The sequence below is a fragment of the Sphingobium aromaticiconvertens genome (genome assembly GCF_037154075.1).
GTDB lineage: Bacteria > Pseudomonadota > Alphaproteobacteria > Sphingomonadales > Sphingomonadaceae > Sphingobium > Sphingobium aromaticiconvertens.
This window is the reverse complement of the sequence record NZ_JBANRJ010000001.1, coordinates 4,089,563-4,108,300: the sequence shown is the minus strand read 5'-3', so window position 1 is coordinate 4,108,300 and position 18,738 is coordinate 4,089,563. Positions and strand designations below refer to the sequence as shown.

27 protein-coding genes are annotated in these 18,738 nt (G+C 60.4%); 12 read left to right on the top strand and 15 right to left on the bottom strand.

The window, feature by feature from the left end:
* Nucleotides 1-58: 58 nt before the first annotated feature.
* The 7 genes from WFR25_RS19805 to WFR25_RS19775 all read left to right on the top strand — a co-directional run bounded on the left by WFR25_RS19805 (nt 59) and on the right by WFR25_RS19775 (nt 5,048).
* Nucleotides 59-910, top strand: a complete 852-nt coding sequence (locus WFR25_RS19805; RefSeq protein WP_336973050.1) for an SDR family oxidoreductase — start codon at nt 59-61, stop codon at nt 908-910.
* Between the two features lie 229 nt (nt 911-1,139).
* A complete protein-coding gene (locus WFR25_RS19800; RefSeq protein ID WP_336973048.1) occupies nt 1,140-1,310 on the top strand; it encodes a hypothetical protein in 171 nt (56 codons plus the stop codon).
* An 88-nt stretch (nt 1,311-1,398) separates the two neighbouring features.
* A complete protein-coding gene (locus tag WFR25_RS19795; protein ID WP_336973047.1) occupies nt 1,399-1,626 on the top strand; it encodes a DUF6894 family protein in 228 nt (75 codons plus the stop codon).
* Nucleotides 1,627-1,845: 219 nt separating this feature from the next.
* Nucleotides 1,846-2,052, top strand: a complete 207-nt coding sequence (locus WFR25_RS19790) for a hypothetical protein (RefSeq protein WP_336973044.1) — start codon at nt 1,846-1,848, stop codon at nt 2,050-2,052.
* Nucleotides 2,053-2,177: 125 nt separating this feature from the next.
* On the top strand, nt 2,178-3,701 hold the full coding sequence (istA, locus tag WFR25_RS19785; RefSeq protein WP_336968217.1) for an IS21 family transposase: 1,524 nt from the start codon (nt 2,178-2,180) through the stop codon (nt 3,699-3,701).
* Nucleotides 3,691-4,473, top strand: coding sequence for an IS21-like element helper ATPase IstB (gene istB, locus WFR25_RS19780; RefSeq protein ID WP_336968219.1), 783 nt, complete (start codon nt 3,691-3,693; stop codon nt 4,471-4,473). Before istA ends, istB begins: the two co-directional genes overlap by 11 nt.
* A 32-nt stretch (nt 4,474-4,505) precedes the next feature.
* Nucleotides 4,506-5,048 (top strand): Crp/Fnr family transcriptional regulator, encoded by a 543-nt coding sequence (locus WFR25_RS19775; protein ID WP_336973043.1) that lies wholly within the window; start codon nt 4,506-4,508, stop codon nt 5,046-5,048.
* Nucleotides 5,049-5,139: 91 nt separating this feature from the next.
* On the opposite strand, the gene WFR25_RS19770 is transcribed toward WFR25_RS19775, so the two are convergent.
* From WFR25_RS19770 to WFR25_RS19705, 14 genes are all read right to left on the bottom strand, one after another.
* Entirely contained in the window at nt 5,140-5,529 is a 390-nt protein-coding gene (locus tag WFR25_RS19770; RefSeq protein ID WP_336973042.1) for a four-helix bundle copper-binding protein, read from the bottom strand.
* Complete coding sequence (locus WFR25_RS19765; protein WP_336973040.1) at nt 5,529-5,825, bottom strand: plasmid stabilization protein; 297 nt, start codon at nt 5,823-5,825, stop codon at nt 5,529-5,531. Before WFR25_RS19765 ends, WFR25_RS19770 begins: the two co-directional genes overlap by 1 nt.
* On the bottom strand, nt 5,812-6,108 hold the full coding sequence (locus WFR25_RS19760) for a DUF3175 domain-containing protein (protein WP_336973039.1): 297 nt from the start codon (nt 6,106-6,108) through the stop codon (nt 5,812-5,814). Before WFR25_RS19760 ends, WFR25_RS19765 begins: the two co-directional genes overlap by 14 nt.
* Before the next feature lie 10 nt (nt 6,109-6,118).
* On the bottom strand, nt 6,119-6,463 hold the full coding sequence (locus tag WFR25_RS19755) for a hypothetical protein (protein ID WP_336973038.1): 345 nt from the start codon (nt 6,461-6,463) through the stop codon (nt 6,119-6,121).
* Nucleotides 6,464-6,478: 15 nt separating this feature from the next.
* Nucleotides 6,479-6,694 (bottom strand): hypothetical protein, encoded by a 216-nt coding sequence (locus WFR25_RS19750; RefSeq protein WP_336973035.1) that lies wholly within the window; start codon nt 6,692-6,694, stop codon nt 6,479-6,481.
* 15 nt (nt 6,695-6,709) lie between these two features.
* Nucleotides 6,710-7,357, bottom strand: a complete 648-nt coding sequence (locus tag WFR25_RS19745; protein WP_336973033.1) for a class I SAM-dependent methyltransferase — start codon at nt 7,355-7,357, stop codon at nt 6,710-6,712.
* Between the two features lie 115 nt (nt 7,358-7,472).
* Nucleotides 7,473-9,533 carry an NAD(+) synthase gene (locus tag WFR25_RS19740; RefSeq protein ID WP_336973030.1) on the bottom strand — a complete coding sequence of 687 codons (2,061 nt, stop codon included), beginning with the start codon at nt 9,531-9,533 and terminating at the stop codon, nt 7,473-7,475.
* Nucleotides 9,523-10,047 (bottom strand): CinA family protein, encoded by a 525-nt coding sequence (locus WFR25_RS19735; protein ID WP_336973029.1) that lies wholly within the window; start codon nt 10,045-10,047, stop codon nt 9,523-9,525. Before WFR25_RS19735 ends, WFR25_RS19740 begins: the two co-directional genes overlap by 11 nt.
* Nucleotides 10,048-10,176: 129 nt before the next feature.
* Nucleotides 10,177-10,689 (bottom strand): hemerythrin domain-containing protein, encoded by a 513-nt coding sequence (locus tag WFR25_RS19730; protein WP_336973027.1) that lies wholly within the window; start codon nt 10,687-10,689, stop codon nt 10,177-10,179.
* 109 nt (nt 10,690-10,798) lie between these two features.
* Entirely contained in the window at nt 10,799-11,200 is a 402-nt protein-coding gene (locus WFR25_RS19725) for a DUF6766 family protein (RefSeq protein WP_336973025.1), read from the bottom strand.
* Nucleotides 11,201-11,320: 120 nt separating this feature from the next.
* Nucleotides 11,321-12,106 (bottom strand): SDR family NAD(P)-dependent oxidoreductase, encoded by a 786-nt coding sequence (locus WFR25_RS19720; protein ID WP_336973023.1) that lies wholly within the window; start codon nt 12,104-12,106, stop codon nt 11,321-11,323.
* Nucleotides 12,107-12,119: 13 nt separating this feature from the next.
* Nucleotides 12,120-12,704 carry a DUF4142 domain-containing protein gene (locus tag WFR25_RS19715; RefSeq protein ID WP_336973021.1) on the bottom strand — a complete coding sequence of 195 codons (585 nt, stop codon included), beginning with the start codon at nt 12,702-12,704 and terminating at the stop codon, nt 12,120-12,122.
* A gap of 26 nt (nt 12,705-12,730) precedes the next feature.
* Entirely contained in the window at nt 12,731-13,924 is a 1,194-nt protein-coding gene (locus WFR25_RS19710; RefSeq protein ID WP_336973019.1) for a zinc-dependent alcohol dehydrogenase, read from the bottom strand.
* Nucleotides 13,924-14,511: an SRPBCC family protein gene (locus WFR25_RS19705; RefSeq protein WP_336973018.1), complete on the bottom strand. Its 588-nt coding sequence runs from the start codon at nt 14,509-14,511 to the stop codon at nt 13,924-13,926. Before WFR25_RS19705 ends, WFR25_RS19710 begins: the two co-directional genes overlap by 1 nt.
* Nucleotides 14,512-14,832: 321 nt before the next feature.
* Here WFR25_RS19705 and WFR25_RS19700 point away from each other — a divergent pair, with 321 nt between their 5' ends.
* Genes WFR25_RS19700 through arsH form a run of 5 tightly spaced genes read left to right on the top strand, consistent with a single transcriptional unit; the run spans nt 14,833 to nt 17,896 of the window.
* Nucleotides 14,833-15,162, top strand: coding sequence for an ArsR/SmtB family transcription factor (locus WFR25_RS19700; protein WP_336973016.1), 330 nt, complete (start codon nt 14,833-14,835; stop codon nt 15,160-15,162).
* Nucleotides 15,163-15,172: 10 nt separating this feature from the next.
* Nucleotides 15,173-15,586, top strand: coding sequence for an arsenate reductase (glutaredoxin) (arsC, locus tag WFR25_RS19695; protein ID WP_336973014.1), 414 nt, complete (start codon nt 15,173-15,175; stop codon nt 15,584-15,586).
* On the top strand, nt 15,583-16,119 hold the full coding sequence (locus WFR25_RS19690) for a GNAT family N-acetyltransferase (RefSeq protein WP_336973013.1): 537 nt from the start codon (nt 15,583-15,585) through the stop codon (nt 16,117-16,119). The genes arsC and WFR25_RS19690 overlap by 4 nt, the downstream gene beginning before the upstream one ends.
* 5 nt (nt 16,120-16,124) lie before the next feature.
* Complete coding sequence (gene arsB / locus WFR25_RS19685; RefSeq protein WP_336973011.1) at nt 16,125-17,153, top strand: ACR3 family arsenite efflux transporter; 1,029 nt, start codon at nt 16,125-16,127, stop codon at nt 17,151-17,153.
* Nucleotides 17,150-17,896, top strand: coding sequence for an arsenical resistance protein ArsH (gene arsH, locus WFR25_RS19680; protein WP_336973009.1), 747 nt, complete (start codon nt 17,150-17,152; stop codon nt 17,894-17,896). Before arsB ends, arsH begins: the two co-directional genes overlap by 4 nt.
* A 31-nt stretch (nt 17,897-17,927) precedes the next feature.
* Here arsH and WFR25_RS19675 read toward each other — a convergent pair whose 3' ends face one another.
* A complete protein-coding gene (locus tag WFR25_RS19675) occupies nt 17,928-18,581 on the bottom strand; it encodes a DUF4011 domain-containing protein (RefSeq protein WP_336973008.1) in 654 nt (217 codons plus the stop codon).
* Nucleotides 18,582-18,738: the final 157 nt, after the last annotated feature.

Here is an 18,738-nt window from a genome sequence, read left to right as displayed (position 1 = left end):
GTCCCATCGAGAACTCTTTGGGCCGAGAAGGGTTCTCTTGCGCAAAGGAGTTTATGCGATGAGCAAGACCGTCGAGATGATCCATGAGGATGCGCAGCCGGGCTATGAAAGCAGGCTCTCCCCCAAACCTGAGTGGGAACCACGGTACAAGGGCTCGAACCGGCTTGCGGGCAAGGTCGCCATCGTCACCGGCGCCGACAGTGGCATAGGTAGAGCGGTCGCCGCTCTTTATGCGCGCGAGGGCGCTGACATCGCGATCGTCTATTTGCTGGAAGATGAGGACGCAGCGGAATCCAAGCGTATCGTCGAGGCGGAGGGACGCAAGGCGATCACTATTCGCGGCGACATCGGAGAGCGCGGTTTTGCCGACGAAGTCGTGGACAAAACGCTGAAGGCGTTCGGCAAGATCGACATCCTCGTCAACAATGCCGGGGAGCAGCATCCCGACAAGGACATTACCGACATCAGCGAGGAGCAGCTTCGCCGCACGTTCCAGACCAATATCTTTGGCATGTTCTTCCTTGTTCAGGCGGCGCGGCCGTACCTGAAGGCTGGCGCTGCCATCGTCAATTGCACCAGCGTCACCATGTATCAGGGCAGTTCGGAACTGCTGGATTATAGTGCGACCAAGGGAGCGATCACCGCCTTTACCCGCTCGCTTTCCGAAAATCTGGTCGGGGATGGCATTCGGGTGAACGCGGTGGCCCCGGGCCCGATCTGGACGCCGCTCAATCCTTGCGGAGGCGCTAGTCCAGAGAAGCTCGAGCATTTTGGGGAGAGCACCCCGATGGGCCGCCCTGGCCAACCCAACGAGGTTGCCCCCGCCTTTCTTTTTCTTGCTTGCGACGATGCAAGCTACATGTCGGGCCAGGTATTGCATCCCAACGGAGGGACGATCGTCAACGGATAAGGGGCAGTTCCTCCAAACAGCTTGTCGGTCATCCAATTGCTGATTTTGATCCTCCATGAACATAACTCTGGCCTTCGACTTGTTCGCCTTCCTCGCGGTTCAGTTGGCCGAAAAGCGTCTTGGCAATGAGAAATGAGATCGTCGCTCCCCTTACCTAGTTTAATGAACCAGGAGCCACATTCTGCTTAATTCAACGGTGAGGGGCAGTCGTGCAAAGGAGGTCATTTCCATGTTTGATGAATTTGATCGGGCTTATTATCAGCGCCGCGCCGGGGAAGAACGCGAAAAAGCCGCTTCAACGGAGAATATATCGGCCAAACGCACGCGCGAGGAGCTGGCGAAGGCCTATGAACGAAAGATTGAGGCTTTGGACCATAGCCTTGCCGATGCACGCCGATAGGCCAGCGCTTCGGAACTCGAATGGTGTCCAGTAAGCTTTGGTTTAGCCCGTGATTCACGCTCTTTAACCGGAACCATGAGGATGAAATATGCCCTTCTATTATTTCGATGTGCACGATCATGGCCAGGACCAAGACGATGAGGGCAAGGATCTGCCGGACGATAATGCGGCGCGTGTCTACGCCGTCGTCTTTGCCGGCGAATTCCTCAAGCATAACCCGGAACTGATATGGGACGGTCGCCAGTTTCAGGTGGTCGTGACGGACGCCGACAAGCGCAGGCTGCTAACGATCAACGTAACAGCGACGGCGGAATAGACCGTCCGCCAATCGAGACGGATTCGATGAATGCGGACGCCTAACGCGAAAATCAGCGGCATCCAAGATGAACGAACAAATGTTGCGTTTAATCGAGCATACCTATGTTACGGCAAGGCTATCGCCATTGCGTTGCACGGGTTTTGGCGACTGAGAGAGACTGCGTGCTCCCGCCCTTTCCGAGCGGGAGCCTGCGATCTTTCCACCGCCGTCGCATTGATGATTCGTAAGCTCTGCCGGCGCCATCCTCTGGCGCAGGACGACCTTCGCGAGATCAGTGCGCTTCCCTTCGTTCTGCGACAGGTTGCTTCGTCGGACTATCTGGTGCGAGAGGGGAAGCGGCCCGCGCGCTGCGCCTTCATAGTGGACGGCTATGCCTATCGGCAGAAACTCACCGCAATGGCGAGCGCCAGATCATCGCGATAAACCTGTCCGGCGTGTTGATTGCCGTTGAGAAGTGACCCGGGGAAGCCAGTAATTTCCACTGAGAAGTGACCCATGTTTGAACACGTCCCTGGCTTTGACGAGCGGTGGACCATGGAGTGTTGGACATGGCATTATTGAGCGTTATCCGGCGGTGGCATTACCGCGATCATCTATCGATCCGGGAGATAGCCAGGCGCACCGGTCTTTCCCGCAACACCGTTCGTAAATATCTGCGGTCGGACACGATCGAGCCGCAGTTCAAGGTGCCGGAGCGACCGAGCAAGCTGGACCCGTTCGTCGAGCGGCTGACAGCCTGGCTGAGGCGGGAGATGGGCCGTCCGCGCAAGCAGAAGCGCACGGTCAAGCAGTTGTATGCCGATCTGGTGAGCCTCGGCTTTGACGGTTCCTATGGCCGTGTCGCGGCCTTTGCCCGGGACTGGCGTGATGATTATCGCCGCCAGCAGCAGATGAGCGGCAGAGGCACCTTCGTGCCGTTGTCCTTCGCACCGGGTGAGGCGTTCCAGTTCGACTGGAGCGAGGACTGGGCGATCATCGATGGCGTGCGCACCAAGCTGCAGGTCGCGCACTTCAAGCTCAGCTACAGTCGCGCCTTCTTTGTGCGGGCCTATCTACTGCAGACCCACGAGATGCTGTTCGACGCCCATAATCATGCGTTCCGCGTGCTGGGCGGCGTGCCGCGACGCGGCATCTACGACAACATGAGGACTGCCGTCGACAAGGTCGGGCGCGGCAAGAGCCGGACCGTCAACGCCCGCTTCCTGACGATGGTGAGCCATTATCTGTTCGAGGCCGAGTTCTGTAATCCGGCCGCTGGGTGGGAGAAGGGCCAGGTCGAGAAGAACGTGCAGGATGCACGGCATCGCCTGTGGCAGCCTGTCCCCCAGACTCAGAGCCTCGACGCTTTGAACATCTGGCTGGAGGAGCGCTGCAAGGCGCTATGGCAGGATATTCCGCACGGAATCGAGCCCGGGTCTGTCGCTGATGCCTGGGCGGATGAGGTGGCGAGCCTGATGCCGACAGGCAGGGCGTTCGATGGCTTTGTCGAGTATGGCAAGCGGGTCTCACCGACCTGCCTCGTCCATCTCGAGCGCAACCGCTACAGCGTGCCGGCGTCGTTCGCCAACCGCCCCGTCAGCCTGCGCGTCTATCCCGACCGCTTCCTGGTGGTCGCCGAGGGACAGTTGCTGTGCGAACACCAGCGTATCATCGAACGATCCCACGATGGGCCGGGGCGCACCGTCTATGACTGGCGCCATTATCTGGCGGTGGTGCAGCGCAAGCCAGGTGCCCTGCGCAATGGGGCGCCGTTCCTTGAACTGCCTGATCCCTTCCAGCGGCTGCAGCGGCATCTGTTGCGGTCTCCTGGCGGTGACAGGGAGATGGTCGAGATCCTGGCCCTGGTGCTGCATCATGACGAGCAGACCGTGCTGACGGCCGTCACGATGGCGTTGGAGGGGGGCGTTCCAACCAAGACCCATATCCTCAACCTCCTGCACCGTCTGCTCGACGGCAAGCCGCTGACAACGCCGCCGGTCACGGCGCCACAGGCGCTGAGACTGGTCAGCGAGCCGATGGCCAATGTCGAGCGCTATGACGCTCTGCGTCGGGAGAGCCGCCATGCGTCATGATCCCGCCAGCGGCGCTATTATCGTCATGCTGCGCAGCCTCAAGATGCACGGCATGGCGCAGGCCGTTACCGATCTCATGGAACAGGGTGCACCGGCGTTCGATGCCGCCATCCCGATCCTGTCCCAGCTCCTGAAGGCGGAGACTGCTGAACGAGAGGTGCGATCGGTATCCTATCAACTCAAGGCTGCGCGGTTCCCGGCCTATCGCGACCTGGCAGGCTTCGACTTCGCCAGCAGTGAGATCAACGAAGCGCTGGTGCGCCAGCTTCACCGCTGTGAGTTTATCGACGTTGCCGACAACATCGTGCTGGTCGGCGGCCCCGGCACCGGCAAGACCCACATCGCGACAGCGCTGGGCGTTCAGGCCATCGAGCATCATCGAAAACGGGTGCGGTTCTTCTCCACCGTCGAGTTGGTTAATGCGCTCGAACAGGAGAAGGCCCAGGGCAAGGCAGGCCAGGTCGCCGGAAGGCTCGCCCACGCCGATCTCGTGATCCTCGATGAGCTCGGCTATCTGCCGTTCAGCGCCTCAGGCGGTGCATTGCTGTTCCATCTGCTCAGCAAACTTTACGAGCGCACCAGCGTCATCATCACCACCAACCTCAGCTTCAGTGAATGGGCCACCGTGTTCGGTGATGCCAAGATGACCACAGCGCTGCTCGATCGGCTGACCCATCACTGCCACATCCTTGAAACCGGCAACGACAGCTTCCGGTTCAAAAACAGCTCTGCTCAGCAGCCCACAGCGCGAAAGGAGAAAACCTCATCTTGACCCAACGGTGACATCCGAAACATAATCGCAAGGTGGGTCACTTCTCGATGAAAACCCCGGGTCACTTCTCAACGGCAATCAACATGTCCGGCGATTTTCTGGACCTTCAGAATCTGTTCTTGACCGAATCCGATCATAACGTTCAGGCGCTGACATCCGGCGTCGTTGCGGAAGTATCGCTGCCGGCCATGCAGGAACTGGCGTTCAAGCGCCCAGCAGTCGGCAAGGCCTTCTGGGTGGCGACGCTGATCGAGGCATCGATCGGACGAGAATGGCTGCTCAATGTGGGCCGCCGCTCGGCGACGGAACGGCTTGCGCATCTGCTCTGCGAAATTGCTGTGCGGCTGACGGACACTGACACGCCGGCCGCCGGCGACTACGAGATGCCGATGACCCAGGAGCAGATTGGTGATGCCCTTGGCCTGACCAGCGTACACGTCAATCGCGTGCTCAAGATGTTGCAGAAGCAAGGTCTGATAAATCGTGACAGGCGCCGGATGCAGGTCGCCGACTGGAAGGGGCTGCGGGCGTTGGCGGACTTCAACGAGCGATATCTGCACCTCAACCAGAGCTGACTGGTCAAGACGCGACTGGCCCAACGAACGGTCTCACGCATGCCGCATGTCGCGCAGGGTTCCACCCCTGACCGACATGTTGATGCGCTCCTCATTGCACGGTCGTTAGCGCCGCACGGCAATCTTTCGCGCATTCGCGGCACATTTCCGCGCAAAGCTCACAATGCCCATGGTCATGCCGCGAACATTCCTCGGCGCAAAGCTCACAGACGCGCGCGCAACTCTCCAGCATCAGTCGAAGCGCTTCGATATTCTGCCCGGTCCGGCGCACCGCGAGGCGTCCGGCAGCCGTGCAGATGTCTGCACAGTCCAGGCAGGACCGGACGCATTGGCGCATATCCATATTCTCGGCAACGCAGGCGTCCGCACAAGAGGTGCACAGCGCCGTGCAACACATGGCACGCTGCGCGGCGGTTGCCAGCAACTCATTGAAATCGCTACCAACGTCCGGGTGAAGCGCGATCATGGCGTGGATCGACATCAGTTATGCGCCTGCTTGCGCCTCGTCTCCCAGCCTTTCTTCGCGGCGGCCGAGCGCTTCTGGTGGCTCTGGCTGGAGCCACCGATCCGGCCTCCCTTGCGCGAGGAAGCATGGTTTTCCGCCTTGCCCCGTCCCGATCCGGATTTCTTGCCGCCGCCCGATTCCTTGTTCACAGTCGCCCAAGCGCGGCGTTCGGCTTCGTCCTTGGGCACGCCGCGATCCTCATAGCCTTCCTCGATATGCTCGGCCTTCCGCTTTTGCTTGTCGGTATAGCTGGATTTGTCACCGCGAGGCATGGCGTTTCTCCTTCTTGCTGAATGCCGCGCGCAGCTCGTCCTTGGATTTTTCCAGCACTTGCCGTCGTGTGGCGCTGAGATTGTCCCCCGCCCGATTGATGTAGAAAGTCAGCATGCCCATCGCCGATTGCAGCAGCGTACCCTTGCGACGATGGCTATGTTCGGCGGAACGCTTCAACGACAGGGCAATGGCCTTTGGATCGTCCTGTTTGAACACGCCTTCGTCAAGGTCGAGCGCATCGCTGTGGTCGGTTACATCCTGCGACCATTTGCGCTTTGCCATGGTATCTCTCCTACTTGGCTAAACTGCCCGGTTCGATGTTGATGGGCGGGGCTAATGGATTATGGTCCGACGCAGGGTCGCGTTCAGCCCGATCATCGTCACCACCATTATCGCCTTTCTCCTCGTTCAGTTCGCGACCCGCACGAGTGTCATCCTGCTCACCGCGCCTCGTCATGCTTTCAGGATCATAGTCCGACGATATGGCGCCGCCGCTCACAGGATCGCGTGCAGGCTCACGATCGAGCGTGTCGCTGGGTCGTCGGGCCGCACCCTGGGGCTGATTCTCCGTCGAAATATTCGGGTCGCGCGTCTTCTCCGACGGAACCGATCGTTCACTGCGAGACTGATCTTCCATGGCTTTCTCCCGTTTTCATGCGCCCTTGGCGCGTTGATCCTCCGGATAATCCTCCGGCTTCACTGTCCCGACCACGGGCCGATCCTCTACCTCCTCGGAAGGCTGGCCACCGCCTGTGCGGGGGTCCGGGTCATTCTCATCCGGCAGGACGTCACCTAGCGGTCCGCGCCGGGGACTATCGTCTATCGACAGGGCCGAAGGCTTTGAGGGCGCGCGTGTTTGCTCGGTCATAATGATCTCCTGAGTTCAGCTATCGGGGTTCGCGTCAGTCCAGTAGAGATGACAGGGCGGAATGTTGCGCCACTCATAGGCCGCATGGACTGCGCCAAAATTGATCTTCAGCAGCGGCTCGATGGCGCGGCGCATCTGGTAAGCGCAGAATATGCCGTGGGGCGCGAGGATGGCGCGACTGGTCCGCATCGTCCGGTCGGCTTCGGCTGGCTCCAAAGTCGAAAAAGGCAGGCCGGAGAGTATGCAGTCGGCAGGCGGCAGGCCGCGCTCTCGCAGGATGGCAGTAACATCCGCCGCAGGTGCGCAGACGGCATGCAACCGTCGATCGTCTATGGAGGTTGTCAAATGATCGACGAAGGCCGGACTGGTATCCAGTGCCAGCAACGCAGCGTCGGCAGCAGGCAGACGAGACAGCACGGCGCGGGTGAACGCGCCCGTGCCGGGTCCGAATTCGACGAACAGCTTCATTCCCGTCCAATCGATCGGCTCCAGCATTCGGCGCACGAGCCAGCGGCTCGCCGGAAAGGCGGAACCCACCATCGTTGGATGCGCGAAGAATGTCTTCGCCGTTAGGGCAAGCGATGGCCCGTGCTGGCCGGCATCGCTGCCGGGCACAGCGGAAACGGCCATGATTTTAAACTGATCGGCAAGCGTGTCGCCCATCGGTTCTTCCTTGCTGACTGGAATTCACGATGAGATCAAAACTAATTGTGGCGCGGGCCGTTCCGCCTGAAAAGGCTGAAATGCGGGGCAAATTAACTTGGGTAAGTCACTTTGTCTAACGCCTGTCGGCAGGCATCCAAGCTGCCGCCAGTTCGTCGAGCCAGACTGTCGCCGTGCCATCGGACGGGGCGCGCCAGTCGCCGCGGGGCGACAATGCGCCGCCGGAGGAAAGCTTTGGGCCGTTGGGGATCGCGGATCGCTTGAATTGGCTGATCGTGAAAAAACGGAACAGGAAGTTTTCGAGCCAATGCCGGATCGTCGAGAGATCATAGGAGATCTTGGCGCTGTCGGGATAACCGGGCGGCCATTCCCCGGCATTGGCGTCGCGCCACGCGTGCCAGGCCAAAAATGCGACTTTGGAGGGTGGCAGTCCAGCGCGCGCGATGTGGTGCAGAAAGAAATCGTTGAGGGCATAAGGCCCCACCTTGCTTTCCGTGCTCTGAAGTGCGCCGCTCGCATCGGCCGGGACAAGCTCGGGAGAGATTTCGGTGCCGAGAATCGCGGTCAGAATCGCGTCCGTCGCGGCATCGAACTGCCCGTTAGAAATGCACCAGCGGATCAAATATTGGATGAGCGTTTTGGGAACCCCGCTATTGACCGCATAATGGCTCATCTGGTCGCCCACGCCATAGGTGCACCAGCCCAGCGCCAGTTCGGATAGGTCGCCGGTGCCGACGACGAATCCGCCACGGTGGTTGGCGAGCCGGAACAGATAGTCGGTGCGCAGACCCGCCTGCACATTCTCGAAGGTGATGTCATACACCGGCTCACCGACCGCGAAGGGATGTTTCATATCGGCGAGCATCTGGCGCGCCGCCGGACGGATATCGATTTCCTCGCCGGTTATGCCCAGCGCATCCATCAGCGCCCAGGCGTTCGACCTGGTCTGCTCCCCGGTCGCAAAGCCCGGCAGGGTGTAGCCCAGGATCGTCGAGCGCGGGAGGCCGAGCCGGTCGCATGCCTTGGCCGCAACGATCAGTGCATGCGTGGAATCAAGCCCGCCCGAGACGCCGATGATCAGATGCTGGCCCGCCGTAGCCCGGAACCGTGTGACCAGACCCTCCACCTGAATATTGAAGGCTTCGTAACAATCGGCATCCAGCGCCGTCGCATCGGCGGGTACGAAGGGAAAGCGCCGCTGCGGGCGGTACAGGCCTGAACGGTCCCCTTGCACGACCCAGGGAAAGCGGATGTGGCGGAACCGCTGTTCGGGATGGCCGCAGGCTGAGGCCGTATCGTTGAACGTCCCGTTGCGCATCCGTTCGAGCCGCAGGCGCTGGACATCAATGTCGGCGAGGGTCAGCTCAGGATCATCGCCAAAGCGCGTCGATTCCGCCAGCAGCGCACCCAGTTCGTGCACCATCGCCTGCCCGTCCCAGGCAAGGTCCGTGGTGCTTTCTCCAGGGCCGGCGGCGGAATAGGCATAGGCGGCCAGGCACCGCGCCGATTGTGACGCCGACAGCAAATGCCGGTCGCGCGATTTGCCGATGGTGATGTTGGACGCTGAAAGATTGCAAAGAATCAGCGCGCCCGCCAGCGCGCCGAAGGTCGAGGGGGGCAGCGGCGACCAATAGTCTTCACAAATCTCGACATGAAAACTGAAGCCCGAATGCTTCTGCGCCGCAAAGATCAGGTCCGTGCCGAACGGCGCCTGATGACCGGCGAGGGCGATTTCCAGACCGGTCAGACCGGCACCGGAGGCGAACCAGCGCTTCTCATAATATTCGCGATAGTTGGGAAGATAGCTTTTGGGCACGACCCCGAGCAGCTTACCCTGGGCAATGACCAGCGCCGCATTATAGAGGCGTCCCGCTCGCCGGACCGGCGCGCCGAGGAGCAGGACGGGCAGATCCCCGCTTGCCTCGATCAGCTTGCCAGTCTCTGTTTCCACGCGGCCCAGCAGCGCCTCCTGAAGATGGAGGTCATCGATCGCATAGGAGGAGAGACAGAGTTCCGGGAACAGGACGATGTCGGCGCCCGCTGCTGCTGCTTTACGCGCCAGGTCCAGGATGGTCCCGGCATTGGCACCCACGTCGCCAACGCTCGCGATCGGGGTCGCCGCCGCGATGCGGATCAGTCCGTGGCCCGTGATCGAGGCGAAGCGATCAGGCGGCACGCACAGCGTCCAGCATCATCTCCAAGGCTATTTTTATGGCTTCGATTCTTGTCGGTCCCCGTCCGATCGGGCCAAAATGCGCGACTCTGTTCGCCGTGCCGCGATGTTTGCGGGCGCAGGCAAAATGGACGAGACCTTCTTCGCCGCCGTCTGCAGTGGGTCCGGCATAACCGGTGATCGCGAGCGCGATGTCCGCTGTCGATCGGTCGACAGCGCCCTGTGCCATGGCGATGGCGACATCGCGGCTGACCGCGCCGCAGGCATCAATTTGATCCCTGGCGATGCCGAGCAGTTCGCATTTGGATTCCTCACTATAAACGACGAAGCCGCGCTCGAAAGCGTGGCTCGCGCCCTCCACGTCGGTGAGCAGCGAAGCCAGTAATCCGCCGGTGCAGCTTTCAGCGGTCGCGATCTTTAACCGCGCATCGCAACATGCATGAAGAAGCTGTGCTGTCGCCTCCTCAACCGCGGTCGGCAAGGCAGGCGACAATGTTTCCGCCGGTCCGTCTGACACGCTCTTTCCATCTTCTTGGCTTTACGCGCGTTGCGCGACAGATTTAAAGCGGTCGGCCCCGCCCTCATCGAGATCGATCGATTAGCGATACATGTCCGACCGTCAGAAAGGCGGCCGGACATGTCTGCGTCAAGCAGCGATCAGGTTTACGACGCTGAGCTTCGCCGCGGGCAGGCCGGAGGTCTTGGCGAGCGCAAGCAACTCTTCCTTGCGCGCCATCATCTGGTCGCGCAGGGCGACGAGATCGACGTCCGTCTTGCGACATTGAGCGAACATGCCCTCCGACGGCATTTCCTCCTCATGGACATGATGCTTGATCTCCTCGGACAGCGCCTTGACCTTGGCAGCGTAGAAATCATCCTCAGCCGAACCCGCTTCGATGTCATTGATCAGCACCTTGGCGCCATCATGCTCGACATAGGCCTCGTCCAGCGTGTCGTCCTCGATTTTCCCGCGAAACGCCGGATAGAAGATCTCCTCTTCGATCGACGTGTGGATCTTAAGTTCGGTACAGATCTGGTGCGCGATCTGCTGCTTCTTCGTTGCGGCCTTCGTCGCCTCGAACTGTTCGAACAGCTCTTCGACCTTGCGATGGTCAGCTTTCAGCAATGCTATCGCGTCGGTGAATATATCGGTCGCCATAACGTCCTCCTGTTGCTTCGCTCCTGACAGAAAATCCAGCAGCCACTCCTTGTTCCAAGCGAACGACTCGCAACAAAAATTCGGCCGTTTTACGCCCAATGGCGAGTTGTCATTCATGCCCGACATCATGGGCGTGAGGCTTTGCGTGGCCATGGGTTCGAAGATAGCGATCATCAATTGTTGCGATCAGCCTTTCGGCCTCCGCGCCGCCGACAAGTTTCATCAACTCATCCACCTTCGCCTCGAGCCGGTCGTCATTTTCCTTGGATGCCGGCGAGCCGATATACAGGAAATAGGCGAGTCCCACGACCTGCCAGATAAGCTGCAGGAATTCCGACTGCCAGTTCTCGAACGTATCCCGGCCCATTTCGACGAGGTAGCTGCCGACCTGCGCGGCTTGATGATGTTCGCGGGCGTCCTCGACGAACGCATACCAACCGAAAATCCAGTGCCCGACGATCGACACAAGAAAGAAAAGGGCGGTGATCCAGCCATAGGCATATTTCTTCATGAGCTTTCTCCTCTTCATCAGCCTCGAGAAGCGGCCATGAAGAAGAACGCTTATCTACAGATGTCGTTCTCGCCCCGCCCGATAATGAAAGGGTGCAGCCAACGCCGCCTCGTCTTCTGCCTATTGGTCCTTTGCTGATCCGGGTTCGGCCATCTTGCGGTGCTGCTCGGCAAGAACCCTTGCCGGTGTCACATGGGCTACCGCCGCCTGCACCTTGTTCTTCCAGCCCGACACAATGTGCGCATGACCGGCCATCAGGGCATCCCAACCGTCCTTGGCGACGTTCTTGGGATCGCTCTTGTTGTCCGATGCGCCCACGCTGGTGTCGAGCATATCTCCTCGCGCGAAAAACTCCGTTTCGACGGGGCCTGGCATCAGGGTCGTGACCGTGACGCCTTTACTCTCCTTGATTTCGTTGCGGATCGCATCGGCAAAACTGTCGATGAACGCCTTGGTGCCGTTGTAAACCGCCTGGAAACTGCCGGGGATGAAGCCGGCGATCGAGCCGGTGATGAGTATCTTCCCATCGTCGCGCGCGACCATCTGTTTCAGCACTTTCTGCAGCAGGTAGATCGTACCCGTGACATTCGTATCGATCACCCGCCGCCAGTCGGCGACATCCTGGTCGAGAAAACCATGGCCCAGGCCGCGGCCCGCATTGGCGCAGAGCAAATCAATCTGCCGACCGTCGGTCGCGGCGAACAGTTGATCGACGCCTCGCAGAGTGGAAAGGTCCGTCTCGACCGATTGCACCTGCGTACCATATTGTCTGAAATCCTCAGCCGATGCGTCGATCAGCGGCTCGTCCGCCACGACCAGCAGATCATAGCCATCCTTGGCCGCCAGATGCGCGAGTTCGAAACCTATGCCGGTCGAAGCGCCGGTGATGAGCGCGAATTTGCTCATGATATCTCTCTCCTTACTTGGCCGGGAACGCCGCGAGATGGGCGATATGCTCCTTGACGACAGGTGCGATTTGCGCGGCTGCCTTCTTGAGCGCGGGCGTATCGCCGGCGCTGGCATAGCTCTCATGCAAGGCGAGCGCGGCATCATGTGCGATCTTCTGATCCTTGATATAGACGGCATCGATCGTATCGGCCGAGGCGGCCTTGATCTCGTCGAGCATCATCTGCTGGTCCGGGGCGAGGCTTGGCGGTGCCACGGTGAACCTGGCTTCAGCCGCCGCGGCCTTGACCTTGGCTGTCGATTGCTGATGAGCCTTCACCATCATCTGCGCAAAGTCGCGCAGCTTGGCGTCCTTGCTCTTTTCTAGCAGGGCTTTGGACGATTCGATTTCAAACATGTCGCCTGCACCCGCTTTGGCAAGATAGCCAGACGCATCGATCGGCGTGGCGACAGGGTCGGCCATCACGTTCCGATCGGCCATTTCCGACGCGCTATTGGCGGAAATGGCATTCGCCCCGACCTGATTATCGGATGTGTCGGCGCTATTGCACCCGGCAAGAACCAGAGCGCTTGCGGTGAAAAGGAAGAAAGAACGCATCAGCTAGTCTCCTGTGAGAATAAGGGTCAGGCCGCCTGCGACAGGTCCATGCCCGGTTTCAGCACGATCTTCGTCACTTCGTTCTGCTTGTCGTGGAACAGCCTATAGCCTTGTGCCGCCTGTTCCAGCGGCATGCGGTGCGAGATGAGAAAGGTCGTGTCGATCTTCTCCTCCATGATCGCGTTGAGCAGCCCGGGCATATAATGCTGGACGTGGGTCTGGCCGGTCTTGAGCGTCAGGCCCTTTTCCATGAAGGCGCCCAAGGGGAATTTGTCGACGAAGCCTCCGTAGACCGCCGGCATCGAGACCCGGCCACCCTTGCGGCAGGCGAGGATCGCCTGGCGGATCGAATGGGCGCGGTCCGTGCCGAGGAAGGTTGAGACCTTGATCTGATCCCAGACATTGTCGGCAAAGAAGCCGTGCGCCTCAAGGCCGACGCTGTCGATGCAGGCATCGGGACCGATGCCACCGGTCATCTCCATCAGCGCCTCATAGGTTTTGGTTTCCTCGAAGTTGATCGTCTCCGCACCAAACTTTCGCGCCAGTTCGAGCCGGTGCGGGAAATGGTCGATGGCGATGACGCGCTCGGCACCCATCAGGAAAGCCGATTGCACCGCGAACAGCCCGACCGGGCCGCAGCCCCACACCGCCACGGTGTCGCCGGGCTCGATCTCCGCATTTTCCGCGGCCATCCAGCCGGTCGGCAAGATGTCGGACAGGAACAGCACCTTGTCGTCCTCGATCCCGTCGGGAACGACGATCGGTCCCACATCGGAAAAAGGCACGCGCACATATTCGGCCTGGCCGCCGGCATAGCCGCCGGTCATATGGCTGTAACCGAACAGTCCCGACATGGGCTGGCCATAGGCGGCCTGAGCAATATCCTGATTGTCCGCTGGCAGGCCATTGTCGCATGCCGAATATTGATGCTTGCTGCAATGGAAGCAGCTGCCGCAGGCGATGGTGAAAGGCACCACGACGCGCTGACCCTTTTGCAGGGTCGATTGGGGGCCGGTCTCGACAACTTCGCCCATGAATTCATGGCCCAATATGTCGCCCGCCTTCATGGTCGGGATATAGCCGTCATAGAGGTGAAGGTCGGACCCGCAGATGGCGGTCGACGTGACATTGATGATCGCGTCGCGCGGATTGAGGATTTCTGGATCGTCGACCGTATCGACGCGCACGTCATGCTTTCCATGCCAGGTCAAAGCGCGCATCAGGCCTGCTCCTGCTGCTTGCGGGTCCGAGCGGCGGTCGCCACCTCGCCGGTCTCCATCAGTTGCTTGAAGCGCCGCAGTTCCCGCCGCGCCTGAATGGCGGGCTCGCGCTGAAACATGGTGGCGATGACCTTGCCGATGATGCCGGCTGGCGGATCGTAGAGGATGGTCGCACTGACCCAGGTGCCGCGCCCGCCGGGTGCATCGCGAAAATCGATACGCCCGCTATTGGGGACATCCGCGCCGTGTTCCGAGGCCCAGGCGATGAATCCGTCCTGTTTCTCTTCGGTTATCGCAGCGATCCATTCGACCGTTTGCCCGGCCGGCGCCTTCACGACCCACCGGAACCGCCGGTCATCGAGCTTCTCAACAGAAACCAGATTTTCCATGAAGCGCGGAAGATTGGAGAAGTCGCGCCAATAGGCGAAAAGCTCTGCGCGCGGCCGATTGACGGTGACCGTCTTGCCGATCAGCGCGTCTCCCTTACCCTCGACCAGGTTAGCCGTCGCATCATTGATGGCATTGCTCTGTTTTGACGTGGTGATCGGCGCGTCATCTCCGCGCGGCGGGACAAGCGTGTCGCCCATGCTGCTCTCCTGGCTGACGATGGCAATAGACCCGTCAACCCGGTTCTTGGCGGCGCGTTCCAATTTTGATTGTCCGTAACAGATGGAAAAACGCCGAAATTAACCTTGGTTAGTAAGAATTATGCGCGGCTCGAACGGGATGCCCTCGGGTCGTAGATAGCCCATCCCGGCCTCTCAGCTCTCCATTTTTGAATCCCAACTGCGGTCCGTCCGGTTTCTAAGTCTAAGAACAAAGCCCAAGCCGTTAGGCCGCCATCTAGAGACATCGGAAATTAGCGATGCATTGTTGACGAAAGAAATTTCATCGGATAATTCCGATGTATGAACACGGATGACGCCCTCTCGATTCTCTCCGCGCTTTCACATCCGACGCGCCTCGATGCGTTTCGTTTGCTAATCCGGCATGAGCCTGACGGTCTATCAACCGGCGCGCTGGTTGAGGCTTCGGGGCTGACACAGAGCACATTCTCGACACATCTCGCCGTCATGGTGAAGGCCGGCCTGGTGCTTCCCGAGAAGCGTGGCCGTCACCAGATCCAGCGCGCCAACCTCGACGCGCTACGCGGACTGATGGTCTATCTGGCCAAGGATTGCTGCCAAGGGCGCGCCGAACTGTGCGAGCCACTTCTGGCCGAACTTACCTGCTGCTGAAGAGGCAACGATGACCGATATCGTAATCTACCATAACCCGCAATGCGGGACCTCTCGCAATACCATGGCCATGATCCGCAATGCGGGCATCGAGCCGCACGTTGTCGAGTATCTTAAGACGCCGCCCAGCCGCGCGTTGCTGGTCCAACTCATCGAGCGAGCCAGCATCACTCCGCGCACTCTGCTGCGCGAGAAGGGCACACCCTATGCCGAGTTGGGCCTCGGCGACGCGAGCCTGACCGACGAAGCACTGATCGATGCGATGGTGGAGCATCCCATCCTCATCAACCGCCCGCTGGTAGTCTCGCCACTGGGTGTGAAGCTCTGCCGCCCTTCCGAAGAAGTGTTGGATCTGCTGCCGGCCGAACAGCGCAACACCTTCGTCAAGGAAGACGGTGAAGTCGTCGAAGCCACCCGGCAATGACCCTTTCAGTTGGCAGGGCGACGGTCGACGATGCAGCGGCCATCGCCGCCATCTACGCCCATCATGTTCTCTACGGCACTGCGACCTACGAAGTCGTGCCGCCGACGGAGGCCGAGACCACAGATAGAATATTGGCGGTGACCGGCCGGCATTGGCCGTTCCTCGTCGCCTGCGACGACTGCGAGGTGGTGGGCTATGCCTACGCGACGCAGTTTCGCGATCGGCCAGCCTACGCCTATGCCTGCGAGAACAGCATCTATGTGGCGCATGACCGGCGCGGCGGCGGCATAGGCAAGATGCTCCTTGGAGCCTTGCTGGAGGCAGCCGAAACCTATGGCTTCCGGCAGATGGTCGCCGTTATCGGCGGCAGCGAACCCGCCTCTGTCGCACTGCATGGTTCCAGCGGTTTTGAGCAGGTCGGCCGCCTGACAGGCATGGGTTGGAAGGCGGGCCGCTGGCTCGATACGGTTTACATGCAGATTGCCTTGGGCGGTGGCACGGCAAGTGCCCCACACCCATCCAACGCGGATTAGAGATCATGTCCCTGTTCGAACGCTATCTCTCGCTTTGGGTGGCGCTGTGCATTGTTGTTGGGATCGGTCTCGGGCATCTGCTTCCTGGCGCCTTCGAGGCGATTGCGGCGCTGGAGATCGCAAGTGTTAATCTCGTGGTCGCCGTGCTGGTCTGGCTGATGATCATCCCTATGTTGCTGCGGGTCGATTTCGCAGCGCTGCACAGCCTGCGCGAGCACTGGCGGGGCATCGGCGTCACCCTCGTGGTGAACTGGGCAATCAAACCATTCTCGATGGCGCTGTTGGGCACCTTCTTCCTCGGCTATCTGTTTGCCCCATTCCTGCCTGACGGCGCATCATCGTCCTACATTGCAGGGCTGATTCTGCTGGCTGCGGCGCCCTGTACGGCGATGGTCTTCGTTTGGTCGAACCTCGTCGACGGGGAGGCGAACTACACCCTGAGCCAGGTTGCGCTCAACGACCTCATCATGGTGTTCGCTTTCGCTCCGCTTGTGGGTCTGCTGCTTGGGGTTGCCTCGATCACCGTACCCTGGGACACGCTGATGCTCTCGGTCGGGCTCTACATCATCGTGCCGGTAGTAATCGCGCAGATGCTCCGCCACGCCCTCCTGCGCGGTGGCGAGGAAAGGCTTCAGCGCTTCCTGTCGGCATTGGGGCCGATCAGCCTTTCCAGCTTACTGCTGACCCTGGTTCTGCTTTTCGGATTTCAGGGGGAACAGATTGTTCGCCAACCGCTGGTAATCGCGCTGATTGCCGTGCCGATCCTGTTTCAGGTCTATCTCAATGCCGGCATCGCCTATTGGCTAAGTCGCAGGCTTGGCGTGGCATGGTGCGTCGCCGGACCTTCCGCACTGATCGGCGCATCTAACTTCTTCGAATTGGCTGTGGCCGCCGCCATCAGCCTCTTTGGCTTCAGTTCCGGTGCTGCACTGGCAACAGTCGTGGGCGTTCTGGTCGAAGTGCCGGTGATGCTCTCGATCGTTGTCTTAGTGAAGCGGACCCGCCCCTGGTACGAGAAAGGTATCTCCGCATGAGACTGCGCGCACTCGCCGCCCCAGATCATTTTCCTGCCCTGGACAAGGCATTTGCGCTGGCTCGCCCCGCTACAGGCTTGGGTCCGGACCAGCCGTCTCCACGAATTCTGCTTCTCTACGGTTCGCTGCGAGAGCGCTCATTCTCACGCCTTGCCGTGGAAGAGGCCGCACGCTTGCTGCAATATTTCGGCGCCGAGACACGCATCTTTGATCCCAGCGATCTGCCGCTGCCCGATCAGGTAGCGGGTGACGACCACCCGGCCGTGCATGAACTGCGCGAGCATGCGCTCTGGTCGGAAGGCATGGTTTGGTGCAGCCCGGAACGGCATGGCCAGATCAGTGGCATCATGAAGACGCAGATCGACCACCTTCCTCTTGAAATGGGCGGAATGCGGCCGACACAGGGTCGCACGCTTGCAGTTATGCAGGTGTCGGGTGGTTCGCAATCGTTCAACGCCCTTAACTCGCTACGCCTGCTGGGCCGCTGGATGCGAATGTTCACGATTCCGAACCAGTCGGCGGTGGCGATGGCCTATAAGGAGTTTGACGAGGATGGCAGGATGCGCGCGTCGAGCTATTACGACCGCATCGTCGATGTGATGGAGGAATTGGTGCGTTTCACCGTGCTTCTGCGACCCCACGCGGCGCAGTTGGTCGACCGATACTCCGAACGTAAGGAAGCGGGAATTCCGGTCGATGCTGCTGCGGACCACTCAGCTATCGCGATAGCATCACAATCCTGACTGCCCGCCGCCATCGACCCTTCCCGCACGCTCAGCCGTGCTTCGCGGCGACGGCGTCGGCCACCCCGGCGACATAGCCGTCGAAGTCGAAACCGTCGGTCGCCTCGAACGCGGGAAGCCGGATACCGTGGACGCGGTCGAGATAAGCCTCCAGTGATATCGCGGCGAAGTCCTCCTGACGGGCCCGCAGCTTGAACTTCTCGCCAGCGTTGCCGCGCTCGAGCGAGACCGGTACGAGAAGCAGTGGTGCGTAGCGCACATTGGCCGCGTTCTGAGGGTCGATCCACTTCAACGCGCCAAGGGCGAGATACAGAATGTTGACGCCCTGCTCCTCCTCGAGGGTGCGGGCGTCGTAGAAGAGTTCGAGCAGCCGCTTCTGCAACCCCTTAGAGGTCAGGCGGGTCTGAAGACGGGTGTCGACATGGCGGGAGGCTCGTCCCTTCTCATCCAGCTCGTCGTCTTCCGGTTGGGCGAGATCTGCGATCTCGTCCGGCTCCTCCTCACCCTCAGCGGTATCCTGCGGCGATAGGCGTCCGGCGAGGAAGGTGAAGACCTTACCCTCGCTGACCAGCAGTCTGAATATCTGAGCGCTCTTCTCATCGACGACCTGAACGGCCTTCGCGCTCTTTCCGGACCGCGGCATGTTGAGGAGGCGGTTCCTAGCCGACAGGTCGAGCAGATCCATCCTCGCTCTGTCCAGCTTGTCGTCGATGGGCAGATCGCTCTGAAAAACTGAAGTCTGTTCGTCCGTGTCACCGACAGTGCGAGTCGCCACTTGATACCCCCCAATTCAACTCTAGGGTGGTGAACCAATTGTGTCTTTGTTGTCCAGTGGTGTGCAG